Raw genomic sequence first — 15,608 nt, forward strand, 5'->3', positions numbered from 1 at the left:
CGGCCTCCTCCACGTCCAGGGCCACGACCTCGACTGGGACCGGGTCCTCGGCACCGCAAGCCTCGTACAGCTCCCCTCGTACGCCTTCCAGCGCGAGCACTTCTGGCTCCCCGTCACCCAGGCCTCAGGTGACGCCGGTTCCCTGGGCCTCGAAGCCTCCCGGCACCCCTGGCTCGGCGCGGGCATCGAACTCGCCGACGCCGACGGCCACGTCTTCACCGGCCGCCTCTCGCTCACCGACCAGCCCTGGCTGCGCGACCACGGCGTCTTCGGCTCGGTCATCGTCCCCGGCACCGGCCTGCTCGAACTGGCCACGGCCGCCGCCCACGAGACCGGGGCCGTCGGCATCGCCGAACTCACCCTCGCCGAGCCGCTGGTGATCGAGGACGCCGTACGCCTCCAGATCACCGTGGGTGCCCCGCACGACGGACGCCGCCCGATCACCCTCCACAGCCGCCCCGACGCTCCCGGCCGCGCCTGGACCCGCCACGCGAGCGGCGATCTGCTGCTCGACCCCGCCGGCCCGGATGCCCCCGGCACCCCGGACGGGTTCGCCGAGCTCCAGAGCTGGCCGGTGGCCGGCGCCGAGCAGGTCGGCCTCGACGGTTTCTACGACCGCTTCGGCGCCCAGGGCATCGACTACGGCCCGGCCTTCCGGGGCCTGACCGAACTCTGGCGCAAGGGCAGCACGGCGTACGGACTCGTACGTCTCCCCGACCCGGCCGCGGGCGCCGAGTACAACGTGCACCCGGCCCTGCTCGACACCGCCCTGCACGTGATGAAGGGCGCGACGGCGGGACAGGACGAACCCGAAGGCGCGCTGCTGCCGTTCGAGTGGACGGACGTCGAGCTGTTCGCGGCCGGCAGCGGCGAGCTCCGCGTCCGCATCGACGTCGAGCAGTCCGCCGCCGGCCAGTCCGTCCAGGTCTGGGCCGCCGACGCGGCGGGCTCGCCCGTCGTCCGCGTCGGGGCGCTCCACCTGCGGCGGGCCACCGCGGACCAGCTGCGCGCCGCCCGTTCCACCGGCGCCCAGGACCTGCACCGGCTGGCCTTCCAGCCCGTACCGGCGGCCGCCGCGACCTCCGGCCGCCGCACGGCCGACCTCGTGGTCGGCGGCACCGGGGAACTCGCCTCGCTGCTCGGCATCGAGGCGGTGTCCGGCGTCGACGCCCTGTCCGTCCGGCTGGCCGCGGGCGGCCCGGCACCCGCCCGGATCGTCGTGGACACGACCGGCCGGGCGCCCGCCATGAGCCCGTCCGAGGCCGTGTTCCGCGGCGGCGAGTACGCACTCGTCCTGCTCCAGGCCCTGCTGGCCGACGAGCGGCTAGCCGGCAGCGAACTCGTCTTCGTCACCCGCGGCAGCGTCGGCGCCGCCGAAGGCGACCTGCTCGACGGACTCGCCTACGCACCCCTGTGGGGCCTGGTCAGGTCCGCCCGCGCCGAACACCCCGGCCAGAGCCTGCGCCTGGTGGACCTCGGCCAGGAGACCACCAAGGACGCCGTCGAGACCGCCCTGGCCTGCGCCGACGAGCCGGAACTTGCCCTGCGCGGCGGACAGCTGCTGGCCGCCCGCCTGGTCATGGCCGACCGGCCCACCACCACCGGCACGGGCACCGCCACAGGCGAGATCCGCACACTCGATCCGCAGGGCACCGTCCTGATCACGGGCGGCGTCGGGGAGCTCGGCCGCGAGGTCGCCCGCCATCTGGTCCGCCGGCACGGCGTTCGGCACCTCGTACTCACCTCACGGCGCGGCGCCGAGGCGCCCGGAGCCGCGGAACTCATACACCAGCTCAAGGAAGAAGGCGCTGAATGCGTGCGGGTAGAGGCCTGTGATGTCGGTCGTCGCGATGACGTGGAGAAGGTGCTCGGCGTTGCTGAGGAGGGTCGGCCCTGGACGGCGGTCCTGCACCTCGCGGGCGTCCTGGACGACGGTGTCCTCCTCGGCCAGGACGCACAGCGGCTCGCTCATGTGATGGAGCCCAAGATGAGCGGCGCCGTCCACCTCGACGAGCTGACCGCCGACTTGGGCCTGGACCTCGCCGCCTTCGTGTTCTTCTCCTCCGCCGCCGGCACCGTCGGCACGGCGGGGCAGGGCATCTACGGCGCGGCCAACGCCTGCCTCGACGCGTACGCGGCCCACCGCCGGGCCGAGGGACGCCCGGTCACCAGCCTCGCCTGGGGCCTGTGGCACCAGGCCGGGGTGGGCATGACCTCGCACCTGGGCACGACGGAACTGGACCGGATGCGCCGCCAGGGCATCGCCCCGCTCAGCTTCGAGCACGGCCTGGACCTGCTGGACGCGGCGCTCGCCCGTCCGGCCGGCAACTTCGTCCCCCTGCAGCTCGACCTGCGGGCCGCGCAGAGCGAGGTGGACCAGGGCAGGCCCGCGCCCGCCCTGTTCCGGTCCCTCGTACGGGCCCGGCCGCGCCGTGCCGAGGCCCCGGCCGCCGTCTCCGGCGGGCCGGCCGGTCTTCGGGAGCGGCTGCTGGCGGTGCCCGAGGACCAGCGGGCCGACCTGGTGACGGAGCTGGTGCTGCGCGAGGTGGCCGCCGTACTGGGCCTGACCTCGACCGGTTCCCTCTCCCCGCAGGAAGTGCTCAAGGGGCTCGGCCTCGACTCGCTGATGGCGGTCGAGCTGCGCCGGCGCCTGGCGACCGAGAGCGGGGTGCCGCTGCCCGCGACCCTCGCCTTCGACCACCCGACGCCCGAGCACATCACACGGCTCATCCTCGGCCGGCTGGACCTCCCGGCTCCGGCGTCGGTACCGGCACCGGTGGCGGCTTCGGTGGCGGCTGCGGCCGTGGGTACCGCGGCGATCGCGGACCTCGGCCTGCCGGCCGGCACCGCCACCGGCATCGACACCGGCATCGACCTCGGGATCGACGGCACGGCGGACGACGGCGAACGGTCCGTCGAGGACCTCAACGCCGAGCTCGACGCCCTGTTCGCCGCCGGGGGATTCGGCCTCGACTAGCCCCCGCACCAAGGCCTCCGAGCCCCGCCACCGGCCACACCAGGTCTCGTTGACCCGGGCTCAAGTGTTTGGCGATTGGCTGATCCGGTCTCCGTGTTGTGTCCACGGGGGACCGGATCAGCTTGCGGTGGCCGCGCAGAGAGGCGCTCGATGGTGTCGAATACAAACCAGGACCGGATGCAGGCTGCACTGCCCGCGATCCGCGCGTTGCAGAAGCGCGCGGCGGACCTCGAGGCGAAGCAGTCCGAGCCGATCGCGGTCGTGTCGATGGCCTGTCGGCTCCCTGGCGGGATCGACACCCCGGAGGGCTTCTGGGAGCTGCTCGCCTCCGGCGGTGACGCCGTCGGCGGTCTGCCCTCGCGCTGGACCGGCCTGGACCTGTACGACCCCGATCCCGAGGCCGTCGGCAAGACGTACTCCCAGGACGGCGGATTCCTCGACGGCGCCGAGCACTTCGACGCCTCCTTCTTCGGCATCTCGCCGCGCGAGGCCGTCTCGATGGACCCGCAGCAGCGCCTGGTCCTGGAGACCTCGTGGGAGGCCCTGGAGCGGGCCGGGATCCGCCCGGACTCGCTGATGGAGAGCCGGACCGGCGTCTACCTCGGCACCATGAGCTCCGACTACGGCCACCTGGGCCGCGATCTGGACGCCCTCGACGGCTACGTCAGCACGGGCAAGGCCTCCAGCGTCGTCTCCGGCCGCGTCTCGTACGCGCTGGGCCTCCAGGGCCCGGCCGTCACCGTCGACACCGCCTGCTCCTCCTCGCTGGTCGCCCTGCACCTCGCGGTGCAGGCCCTGCGGCAGGGCGAGTGCGAACTCGCCCTCGCGGGCGGCGTCACCATCATGAGCGCCCCCTCCCTCTTCGTGGAGTTCTCCCGGCTGAAGGGCATGGCGGCCGACGGCCGCTGCAAGTCCTTCTCGGCGGGCGCCGACGGCGCGGGCTGGGCCGAGGGCGTCGGCGTGATCGCCCTCAAGCGGCTGTCGTCCGCGCAGCGCGACGGCGACCGCGTCCTGGCCGTGATCCGCGGCTCCGCCGTCAACCAGGACGGCCGCAGCCAGGGCCTCACCGCCCCCAACGGCCCCTCGCAGCAGCGGGTGATCCAGGACGCACTGGCCGCCGCCCGGCTGACGCCGGCCGACATCGACGCGGTCGAGGCGCACGGCACCGGAACCTCGCTCGGCGACCCGATCGAGGCGGGCGCGCTCGCCGAGGTCTTCGGCCCGGGACGCGAGGCGGACCGGCCGGTCTGGCTCGGCTCCTCGAAGTCGAACATCGGGCACGCGCAGGCGGCGGCCGGTGTCATCGGCGTGATCAAGATGGTGCTGGCGCTGGAGCACGGCCTGCTCCCCAAGACCCTGCACGCCGAGGACCCGACCCCGCTGATCGAGTGGGACACCAGCGGCCTGGAACTGCTGAACGAGGCGCGTGCGTGGGAGCGGGGCGCCGAGCGCACCCGCCGCGCCGGCGTCTCATCGTTCGGCCTGAGCGGGACGAACGCCCACGTGGTGCTGGAGGAGGCCCCGGCCCGGGAGGCCGCCGAACCGGCTGCCGCCAGCCTGTCGGCCGGCCCGCTTCCGGTGGCCGTCTCCGGCCGTGACGAGGCCGCGCTGCGGGAGCAGGCGGGCCGCTGGGCGGACTGGCTGTCGACGCACGGCACCGAGGTCCCGCTCGCCGACATCGCGGTCACCGCCGCCCGGCACCGTTCGCAGTTCGAGTCCCGGGCCAGTGTCGTGGCCGCGGACTCCGAGGGTCTGGTGGAGGCGCTGCGGTCGCTGGCTGAGGGGACTGCGCACGACGCGGTGGTGACGGGCTCGGCCGCGCGCCGCGGCAAGGTCGTCTTCGTCTACCCGGGGCAGGGCAGCCAGTGGGTGGGGATGGGCCGTGAACTGCTCGCCTCCAACGCGGTCTTCGCGGAGACGATCGACGCGTGTGATGCCGCGCTGCGGCCGTTCACGGGCTGGTCGGTGCGCGAGGTCCTCGCTGGAGAGGAGGGTGATCACCCGCCGTTCGACCGGGTGGACGTGGTCCAGCCGGCCCTGTTCGCCATGGGAGTCGGTCTCTCCGCCGTCTGGCGTTCGCTGGGTGTGGAGCCTTCTGCGGTAGTGGGTCACTCGCAGGGTGAGGTCGTCGCCGGCGTGGTGAGCGGTGCTCTCACTCTGGAGCAGGGCTCGCTGATCGTCGCCCAGCGCTCCCAGGCGGTTCTCGCCTGCGCCGGCCAGGGTGGTATGGCCCTGATCGAGCGCCCGGTGGCCGAGGTCGTCGAGCTCATCGCTCCGTACGGTGACGTGCTGTCCGTCGCAGCGGTGAACACGGCCGGCTCGACGGTGATCTCGGGTCAGGCCGAGGCGATCGTGAAGATCGTGGCGGAGCTGTCGGAGCGGAACGTCTACGCCCGCAAGATCAATGTGGACTACGCCTCCCACAACGCCCAGATGGACCCCCTCCTCCCCGGTCTCGCCGCCGGGTTCGAGGGGATCGTCCCGACCGGCACGGACATCGCCTTCTACTCCACCGTCACCGGCCAGGTCGCCGCCGGCACGGACCTGGACGGCGCGTACTGGTGCCGCAACCTGCGCGAGCCGGTCCGCTTCGACCGTGCCCTCGACCGGCTCCTGGAGGACGGCCACGGCGTGTTCGTCGAGATCTCGGCGCATCCGGTGCTGTCCATGCCGCTGACCGACGGCAGCGCGGAGCGCGGCGGCATCGTCGTCGGCTCCCTCGCCCGCCGGCACGGGGAGCCGGCCCAGTTGCTCCGCAACCTCGGCCTCCTCCACGTCCAGGGCCACCAGCTGAAGTGGGACCATGTCCTCGGAACCGGCACGGGAACCCTCGTACCGCTTCCCACCTACGCCTTCCAGCGCGAGCGCTACTGGCTCGAGTCCGACGAGCGGGCAGGCGACGTCCGCTCGCTGGGCCTCACCGCCTCGGCACACCCCTGGCTCGGCGCGGCCACCGCGCTGGCCGACGGCGAGGGATACCTCTTCACCGGCCGGCTCTCCTCCGCGCAGTACCCCTGGCTCCGGGAGCACGCGGCCTTCGGTACGCCGCTCGTCCCCGGCACCGGCCTGCTCGAGCTCGTCCTCACCGCCGCCCACCACGTGGGCGCCCCCGGTGTCTCCGAACTCGTCCTCACCGAGCCGCTGCTGCTCGGCACGGACGGGGCGATCCGCCTCCAGGTCGCCGTCGGCGCCCCCGACGGCACCGGCCGCCGGCCCGTCGCGGTCTACAGCCTCCCGGAGAACGCCGCCGACGACGCCCCGTGGCGCCGGCACGCGGCCGGCTCCCTCTCCCACGCCCCGACCGCCGACGGCGACACGTTCGCCGAGCTGGCCCAGTGGCCGGTCGCGGGCACCCAGCCCGTCGACCTCGACGGCTTCTACGACCGACTCCGCGCCCGCGGCCTCGACTACGGCCCCGCCTTCCAGGGCCTGACCGAGCTCCACCGCGCCGGCGACACCGCGTACGCCCGGGTCCAGCTGCCGGAGGGGCTGAATGCCGACGAGTTCGGCATTCACCCCGCACTCCTCGACGCGGCCCTGCACGCCCTGGTCGGCGTCCAGGACACGGACACCGGCACGGACACCGGCGCCGACGGCTCGCAGGCCCTGCTCCCGTTCGAGTGGACGGGCGTCGAGCTGCTCGCCGCCGGAGCCACCGAGCTGCGCGTACGCGTCGAACTCGACCCCCGGCAGAACCGCGTGCGCGTCACCGCCACCGACCCGGCCGGCCGGCCCGTCGCTCACGCCGACGGTCTCCAGCTGCGCGCCGCCGGCGCCGAGCAGCTCAAGGTCACCGAGACCGTCGACCACCTCTACCAGGTGGCCTTCCAGGCCCCGCCCGTGCTGGAGGAAGCGCCTCAGGGTCTGACCTGGGTCCTGGGTGACGACACGCTCGGCTTCGCCGCCGCCCACCCGGATGCGGACGCTCTCCTCACCGCCCTCTCCGACCTCGACGCCGACGCGGACGCCCCGGACCGCCTCCTCGTCGACGCGACGAGCCTGGTCGGCGCGACGGCCCTCGGCGAGGCCACCGCCGGGCTGGAGCTGCTGCAACGCCTGCTCGCCGAGCCCCGCCTCGAACAGACCGAGCTGATCTGGCTGACCCGGGGCGCGGTGCACGCCGACGGCCCCGTACACGATCTCGTCCGCGCGGGCCTGTGGGGCCTGCTGCGCACGGCCCGCAGCGAGCACGCCGACCGGGTGATCCGCCTCGTCGACATCGACGCCGAGCCGACCGCCGTGGCGGCGGACGTGGCGCGCGCCCTGTCGGTCACCGGTGAGCCGGAGCTGGCGGTGCGCGGGGGTGAGATCCGGGTGGCGCGTCTGGTGCGTGCGGAGTCCGGCGGGGAGCTGCCGGAGTTCGCGTCGGACGGATCCGTCCTGGTGACGGGTGGTACGGGTGAGCTGGGTCGGGCCGTGTCCCATCACCTGGTGAGCGTGCACGGCGTACGTCATCTCGTGCTGACGTCGCGGCGCGGCCCGGACGCTCCGGGGGCTGCGGAGCTGGTGGCCGAGTTGGAGGCCGCCGGCGCCGAGACGGTGCGGATCGTGGCGGCGGATGTCGCCGACCGTGCGCAGGTCACTGGCTTGCTCGCGGGCTCGGACCGTCCCTGGACGGGCGTGTTCCACCTGGCGGCCGTACTCGACGACGGTTTGCTGGTCTCGCAGGACGCGGAGCGTCTGGCGCGTGTCTGGCAGCCGAAGGCCGAGGCCGCGCTCCACCTGCACGAGCTGACGCAGGGCCTGGACCTTGCCGCGTTCGTTCTCTTCTCTTCCGCTGCCGGTGTCCTCGGTGGTGCGGGTCAGAGCAACTACGCGGCGGCGAACACCTTCCTGGACGCCCTGGCAGCTCGCCGCCGGGCCGACGGTCTTCCTGCGACGAGCCTGTCGTGGGGTCTGTGGCAGCAGGCCGGCCAGGGTCTGACCGCCACCCTCGGGCAGGCCGAACTCGCCCGGCTCCGCCGCCAGGGCGTCGCGGCACTGAGCGAAGCGCAGGGCCTGGCGGCCATGGACGCGGCGCTGGCTTCGGCCCGGCCGCACCTGGTCCCCGTACGCCTCGAACTCACCTCGCTCCAGCGCGAGCTGGACGGGGGCGGGGCCGTTCCGGCCCTGTTCCGGGGCCTGCTGCGCGCCCGCCGCCAGCGGGCCGGGCAGTCCGGCGGCACGCCGACCGGGCTGCGCGACCGGCTGGCGGCGCAGCCGGCGGCCGAGCGGCTGTCGTCGTTGGTCCGGCTGGTGCAGCGTGAGGCGGCCGTGGTCCTGGGCGTTGCGACCGCCGACGGGATCGGCGCGCAGCAGGTTCTCAAGGAGCTCGGCATCGACTCGCTGATGGCCGTCGAGCTGCGGCGCAGGCTGTCCTCCGAGAGCGGGGTGGCGCTGCCCTCCACGCTCGCTTTCGACTATCCGACACCCACGGCCATCGCCGGCCTGCTCCTCGACAAGCTGGATCTGACGACCGGCAAGTCCAAGCAGAACCAGAAGCCGAACACCCGCCGCCACGCTCCCGCCCCGGCGGCCGACGACCCGATCGCCGTCGTATCGATGGCCTGCCGCCTCCCCGGCGGCATCGACACCCCCGAGGGCTTCTGGGAGCTGCTCGCCTCCGGCGGGGACGCCGTCGGCGGCCTGCCGTCGCGCTGGGACAGCCTCGGCGTCTACGACCCCGACCCGGAGGCCGTCGGCAAGAGCTACTCGCGCGAAGGCGGCTTCATCGCGGACGTCGAGCGTTTCGACGCCTCGTTCTTCGGCATCTCGCCGCGCGAGGCCGTCTCCATGGACCCGCAGCAGCGCCTGGTCCTGGAGACCTCGTGGGAGGCCCTGGAACGGGCCGGCATCCGCCCCGACTCGCTCAGCGAGAGCCGCACCGGCGTGTACCTCGGAGCCATGACCTCCGACTACGGGCACATGGGCCACGATCTGGACGCCCTCGACGGCTACACCAGCACGGGCTACGCCTCCAGCGTCGTCTCCGGCCGCGTCTCGTACGCGCTGGGCCTCCAGGGCCCGGCCGTCACCGTCGACACCGCCTGCTCCTCTTCCCTGGTGGCCCTGCACCTCGCGGCGGGCGCCCTGCGCCAGGGCGAGTGCGAACTCGCCCTCGTCGGCGGTGTCACCGTCATGAACACTCCCGCTCTCTTCGTGGAGTTCTCCCGTCTGAAGGGCATGGCTCCGGACGGCCGCTGCAAGTCCTTCTCGGCACAGGCCGACGGCGCCGGCTGGGCCGAAGGCGTCGGCATCCTCGTCCTCAAGCGGCTGTCCGCCGCCGAGCGAGACGGGGACGACGTCCTGGCCGTGATCCGCGGCTCCGCCGTCAACCAGGACGGCCGCAGCCAGGGCCTGACCGCGCCGAACGGCCCCTCGCAGCAGCGGGTGGTCCAGGAAGCCCTGGAAGCGGCGCGCCTGACCCCCGCCGACATCGACGCGATCGAGGCGCACGGTACGGGCACCTCGCTGGGCGACCCGATCGAGGCGGGCGCGCTCGCCGAGGTCTTCGGGCCCGACCGGGAGGAGGACCGGCCCGTCTACCTCGGCTCCTCCAAGTCGAACATCGGGCACGCGCAGGCTGCCGCGGGCGTGGTCGGCGTGATCAAGATGATCCTCGCCCTCCAGCACGAGACCCTGCCCAAGACCCTCTATGCCGACGAGCCCAGCCCGCACATCGCATGGGACGGCAGCGGCCTCGAACTGCTGAGCGAGGCGCGCCCGTGGGAGCGGGGCGCGCGGCGCACCCGCCGTGCGGGCGTCTCGTCCTTCGGCCTGAGCGGTACGAACGCCCACGTGATCGTGGAGGAGCCGCCCGCGGCGACTCCCGTGCCGGGCGCCGTGGCCGCCGCGGATGCACCGCTTCCGGTGGTCGTCTCCGGCCGTGACGAGGCTGCGCTGCGCGAGCAGGCGGGCCGTTGGGCGGACTGGCTGTCCGCGCGCGACGAGGTCCCGCTCGCTGACGTGGCGATCACTGCCGCCCGCCACCGTTCGCACTTCGAGTCGCGGGCCAGTGTCGTGGCCGCGGATTCCGCCGGTCTGGTGGAGGCGCTGCGCGCGCTGGCCGAGGGCGACTCCCACGAGGCGGTGGTGACCGGGGCCGCGCGCGAGCGCGGGAAGGTCGTCTTCGTGTACCCGGGTCAGGGCTCGCAGTGGGTGGGCATGGGCCGGGAACTCCTGGCCTCCAGTGCCGTGTTCGCGGAAGCCGTCGACGCGTGTGACGCCGCTCTGCGTCCGCACACGGGTTGGTCGGTGCGTGAGGTGCTCGCCGGTGAGGAGGGTGACCACCCGCCGTTCGACCGGGTGGACGTGGTCCAGCCCGCTCTGTTCGCCATGGGGGTCGGCCTGTCGGCGCTGTGGCGTTCGCTGGGTGTGGAGCCCTCCGCGGTGGTGGGTCATTCGCAGGGTGAGGTAGTCGCCGCTGTCGTGAGCGGTGCTCTCACTCTGGAGCAGGGCTCGCAGATCGTGGCCCAGCGCTCGCAGGCGGTTCTTGCTTGTGCGGGTCAGGGCGGTATGGCTCTGATCGAGCGTCCGGTGGCCGAGGTGGAAGGATTCCTCGCCCCCTACGGTGACGCCCTGTCGGTGGCCGCGGTCAACACCACCGGTTCGACGATCATCTCCGGCAAGGCGGACGCGATCACCGAGATCGTCGCGGAGCTCTCCGAGCAGAACGTCTACGCACGCAAGATCAATGTGGACTACGCGTCCCACAACGCCCAGATGGACGCCCTTCTGCCCGCTCTGGCACAGGGCTTCGAGGGCCTGGTTCCGTCCCGGACCGACATCGCCCTGTACTCGACGGTGACCGGCCAGGTCGCCGACGGCACCGAGCTCGACGGCACGTACTGGTGCCGGAACCTGCGCGAACCGGTCCGCTTCGACCGAGCCCTGAACCAGCTCCTGGACGACGGTCACGGCGTTTTCGTCGAGATCAGTGCTCACCCCGTCCTGTCCATGCCGTTGACCGACGGCAGTGCGGAGCGCGGCGGGATCGTCGTCGGCTCCCTCGCCCGTCAGCACGGCGAGCCGGCCCAGCTGCTGCGCAACCTCGGCCTCCTCCACGTCCAGGGCCACGCCCTGAACTGGGACCGCGTCCTCGGAACCACCACCGGCACCGGAGACCTCGTACCGCTCCCCACCTACGCCTTCCAGCGCGAGCACTACTGGCTCGAGACCGCCAAGCCCACCAGCAACGTCCGCTCGGTCGGCCTCGATGTCCCCGACCACCCGTGGCTCGGCGCGGTCACCGCCCTGGCCGACGGCGAAGGACACGTATTCACCGGCCGGATCTCCCTCGCCGAGCACCCCTGGCTGGCGCAGCACGCGGCCTTCGGCACCGTCCTCGTCCCCGGCACCGGCCTGCTCGAACTGGCCCTCACCGCCGCCCACCACGTCGGCGCGGAGTCGGTCGGGGAACTCACCCTGCTGGAGCCGCTGACCCTGAGCGGGGACTCGGTCCTCCGGCTTCAGGTGGTGGTCGGCCCGTCCGACGCCGCCGGCCGCCGCCCGGTCACCGTGTACAGCCGCCCGGACGAGCTCTCCGACTCCGGATGGCGCCGTCACGCCACCGGCGAACTCGCGGAATCCGCAGAGGTACCCGCCCCCGCCGAGGGCGACACGTTCGCCGAGCTGGCGCAGTGGCCGGTCCCGGGCGCCGAGTCCGTCGATCTCGACGGTTTCTACGAGGGATTCCGCGCCCGCGGCCTGGACTACGGGCCCGCGTTCCAGGGCCTGACCGAGCTCTGGCGCAAGGGCGACACGGCGTACGGACTCATCCGTCTCCCCGACGGCCTGACCGCCGACGACTTCGGCGTTCACCCCGCCCTCCTCGACGCCGCGCTCCACACCCTCATGGGCGTACGCGGCCAGGACCCGAACGACCGGCAGGTGCTGCTCCCGTTCGAGTGGACCGGCGTCGAACTCCTCGCCGCCGGTGCCACCGAGCTCCGCGTACGCATCGACCTCGACGACACCCGCACCAACACCCGCATCTGGGTGGCCGACCCGGCCGGGCAGCCCGTCGTCCGCGCCCGCGGCCTCGCGATCCGTGAGGCGAGCGCCGAGCAGATCCGGGCAGGCGAGCGGGCCGAGCACCTCTACCGCGTCGACTTCGCCGCCCGCGGCGCGCTGGCGCACGAGGACGCCCCGGCCGGCGGCACATGGATTCTCGGCGACAACGCCGGGATGTTCGCAACATTGGACGCCGACTATGTGGCTGATGTGGATGTACTCCTTGCCCAGATCGATGAGCGGGCCGAACTACCCCTTCGACTGGTACTGGATGCGACGCGAGGGATAGGGCACGGCGCGCAGCAGCAGACCGCATCCGCTCTCGGAACGCTCCAGCGTCTGCTCGCAGAACCCCGGCTGGCCTCGACCGAGCTCGTCTGGGTGACCCGCTCGGCCGTGGACACGGGCGACGGTGTAGCCGACCTGGCCCATGCCCCGCTGTGGGGCCTGGTCCGGGCGGCCCGCGCCGAGCACGCCGACCGCGTGATCCGCCTCATCGACCTCGGCCCCGACGGGGTAGCCGATGACGTCCTGCTGCCCCGGGCCCTGTCCGTCACCGGTGAGCCGGAGCTCGCGGTACGCGATGGCGAAATCCGGGTGGCGCGTCTGGTGCGCGCGGAGACGGGCGGTGAGCTGCCGGAGTTCGCGGCGGACGGATCCGTCCTGGTGACCGGTGGTACCGGTGAGCTGGGCCGGGCCGTCGCCCGTCACCTCGTCACCGTCCACGGCGTACGGCACTTGGTCCTGACGTCCCGGCGCGGCCCGGAGGCTCCGGGAGCGCCTGAGCTTGTCGCCGAACTGGAGGCGGCCGGCGCCGAGACCGTACGGATCCTCGCGGCCGACGTCTCCGACCGCACCCAGGCAGGAGCCCTGCTGGCGGATACGGATCGCCCCTGGACGGCGGTGTTCCACCTGGCCGCCGTACTCGACGACGGTCTGCTCGTCTCGCAGGACGCGGAGCGTCTGGCCTGCGTCTGGCAGCCGAAGGCGGAAGCGGCGCTCCACCTCCACGAGCTCACGCAGGATCTGGACCTGGCCGCGTTCGTCCTGTTCTCCTCGGCTGCCGGTGTCCTCGGCGGTGCGGGTCAGAGCAACTACGCGGCGGCGAACACCTTCCTGGACGCCCTGGCGGCCCACCGCCGTGCCAACGGCCTTCCCGCGACGAGCCTGTCGTGGGGTCTGTGGCAGCAGGCCGGTCACGGTCTGACCGCCACCCTCGGCCAGGCCGAACTCGCCCGCATGCGCAGGCGCGGCATCGCCGCGCTCAGCGAACCGCAGGCCCTGGCGGCCATGGACGCCGCCCTGGCTTCCGCCCAGCCGCACCTGGTCCCCGTACGCCTCGAACTCACGCCACTGCAACGCGAGCTGGACAACGGCGGCGACGCGCCCGCCCTGCTGCGCGGCCTCCTGCGCGCGCCGCGCAAGCGCGCGGGCGGCGAGTCGGCGACCGGTACGAACGGACTGCGGGAGCAGCTGACCGCCCTGCCGGAAGGCGAGCGACTGCCGCGGCTCGCCCAGCTGGTGCAGCGCGAGGCCGCCGTGGTCCTCGGCGCCTCCGGCACCGCAGGCATCGGCGCGCAGCAGGTCCTCAAGGAGCTCGGCATGGACTCCCTGATGGCCGTCGAGCTGCGCCGCCGCCTCTCCGCCGAGACCGGCATCTCGCTGCCCTCCACGCTCGCCTTCGACTACCCGACGCCCACCGCCATCGCCGGCCTGCTCCTCTACAAGCTGGCCGTCGGAGCCGGGGGAGCCGCACGGACCGGACAGCGTGTGACGAAGAACCAGATCGACAGCCTCGTGGAACTCCTGCGTTCCGCGACACCGAAACAACTCGAGGAGCCGGGCCTGGCCGCCGGGCTGCTGGCCCTGCGCGACGGCCTGGTCAAGGCTTCGGCGGCGTCCGGACCGGCCGAAGCGGCCGAAGCCGAGACCGAAGCGGAGCTCGGCGGCGACAGCACCGATGACCTCCTTCAGTTCCTGGATCGCAAGCTTGGAGTGAGTGAATGAGCGCGTCCGAAGTCGAGAAGCTGGAAAAGCTCGAGGCGTACCTGCGGCGCACGGCGAACGCGCTCGTCGAGACCGAGAAGGAACTCAACGCCGAGCGGGCCTCCCGTACTGAACCGATCGCGGTCCTGTCGATGGCCTGCCGCCTCCCCGGCGGCATCGACACCCCCGAGGGCTTCTGGGAGCTGCTCGCCTCGGGCGGGGACGCCGTCGGCGGCCTGCCGTCGCGCTGGGACAGCCTCGGCGTCTACGACCCCGACCCGGAGGCCGTCGGCAAGAGCTACTCGCGCGAAGGCGGTTTCATCGACGGAGCCGAGGGCTTCGACGCCCCTTTCTTCGGCATCGCGCCGCGTGAGGCGCTGTCGATGGACCCGCAGCAGCGGCTGATCCTGGAAACCTCGTGGGAGGCCCTCGAACGGGCCGGCGTCCGCCCCGACTCGCTCAGCGAGAGCCGTACGGGCGTCTACCTCGGCACGATGAGCTCCGACTACGGCAACCAGCAGGGCCACGACCTCAACGCCCTCGACGGGTACAGCACCGGCAACGCGAGCAGCGTCGTCTCCGGCCGCGTCTCGTACACGCTGGGCCTCCAGGGGCCGGCCGTCACCGTCGACACCGCCTGCTCCTCCTCGCTCGTCTCCATCCACCTGGCCGTCCAGGCCCTGCGGCAGGGCGAGTGCGAGCTCGCGCTGGCCGGCGGCGTGACCGTGATGAGCACCCCGGCACTGTTCGTGGAGTTCTCCCGGCTGAAGGGCATGGCGGCGGACGGTCGCTGCAAGTCCTTCTCGGCCAGCGCCGACGGAGCCGGCTGGGCCGAGGGCGCCGGCGTGATCGTCCTGAAGAAGCTGTCGGCCGCGCAGCGTGACGGCGACCCGATCCTGGCCGTCATCCGCGGTTCCGCCGTCAACCAGGACGGCCGCAGCCAGGGCCTGACCGCCCCGAACGGTCCTTCGCAGCAGCGCGTCATCCACGACGCCCTGGAAGCGGCCCGGCTGACCCCCGCCGACATCGACGCGATCGAGGCGCACGGAACCGGCACCCCGCTCGGCGACCCGATCGAAGCGGGCGCGCTCGCCGAGGTCTTCGGCCCCGACCGGGCCGCGAACCGGCCCGTCTACCTGGGTTCTTCGAAGTCCAACATCGGGCACGCGCAGGCGGCCGCCGGTGTCATCGGCGTGATCAAGATGGTGCTGGCGCTGGAGCACGGCGTGCTCCCGAAGACCCTGCACGCGGAGGAGCCCAGCCCGCACATCGAGTGGAAGAGCAGCGGGATCGAGCTGCTGAACGAGGCGCGTGCGTGGGAGCGGGGCGCGGAGCGCACCCGCCGCGCGGGCGTCTCGTCCTTCGGCCTGAGTGGTACGAACGCCCACGTGGTGCTGGAGGAGCCTCCGACGGCCACCCAGGCCCCGTCCGCCAAACCGACCGGAGCAGCACCGCTTCCGGTGGTCGTCTCCGGGCGCGACGAGGCCGCGCTGCGGGAGCAGGCGGGCCGTTGGGCGGACTGGCTGTCTTCCGGGCGCACCGAGCTTCCGCTGGCTGACGTGGCGGTGACGGCTGCCCGGCACCGTTCGCACTTCGAGTCGCGGGCGAGTGTGGTCGCGGCTGATTCCGCCGGTCTGGTGGAGGCGCTGCGGTC

At 73.2% G+C, this 15,608-nt stretch carries 3 protein-coding genes; all 3 read left to right on the forward strand.

The features are described 5' to 3' along the window. The coding region (locus tag ABTY04_RS38485) for a type I polyketide synthase (protein WP_352218090.1) at positions 1-2,977 on the forward strand (2,977 nt) is incomplete at its 5' end. A gap of 153 nt (positions 2,978-3,130) precedes the next feature. After that, positions 3,131-13,975: a type I polyketide synthase gene (locus ABTY04_RS38490; protein WP_502996812.1), complete on the forward strand. Its 10,845-nt coding sequence runs from the start codon at positions 3,131-3,133 to the stop codon at positions 13,973-13,975. Then, the coding region (locus ABTY04_RS38495; RefSeq protein WP_352218092.1) for a type I polyketide synthase at positions 13,972-15,608 on the forward strand (1,637 nt) is incomplete at its 3' end. The genes ABTY04_RS38490 and ABTY04_RS38495, both read left to right, overlap by 4 nt.

It is taken from the genome of Streptomyces sp. NPDC097981 (genome assembly GCF_040302565.1).
Taxonomy (GTDB): Bacteria; Actinomycetota; Actinomycetes; order Streptomycetales; family Streptomycetaceae; genus Streptomyces.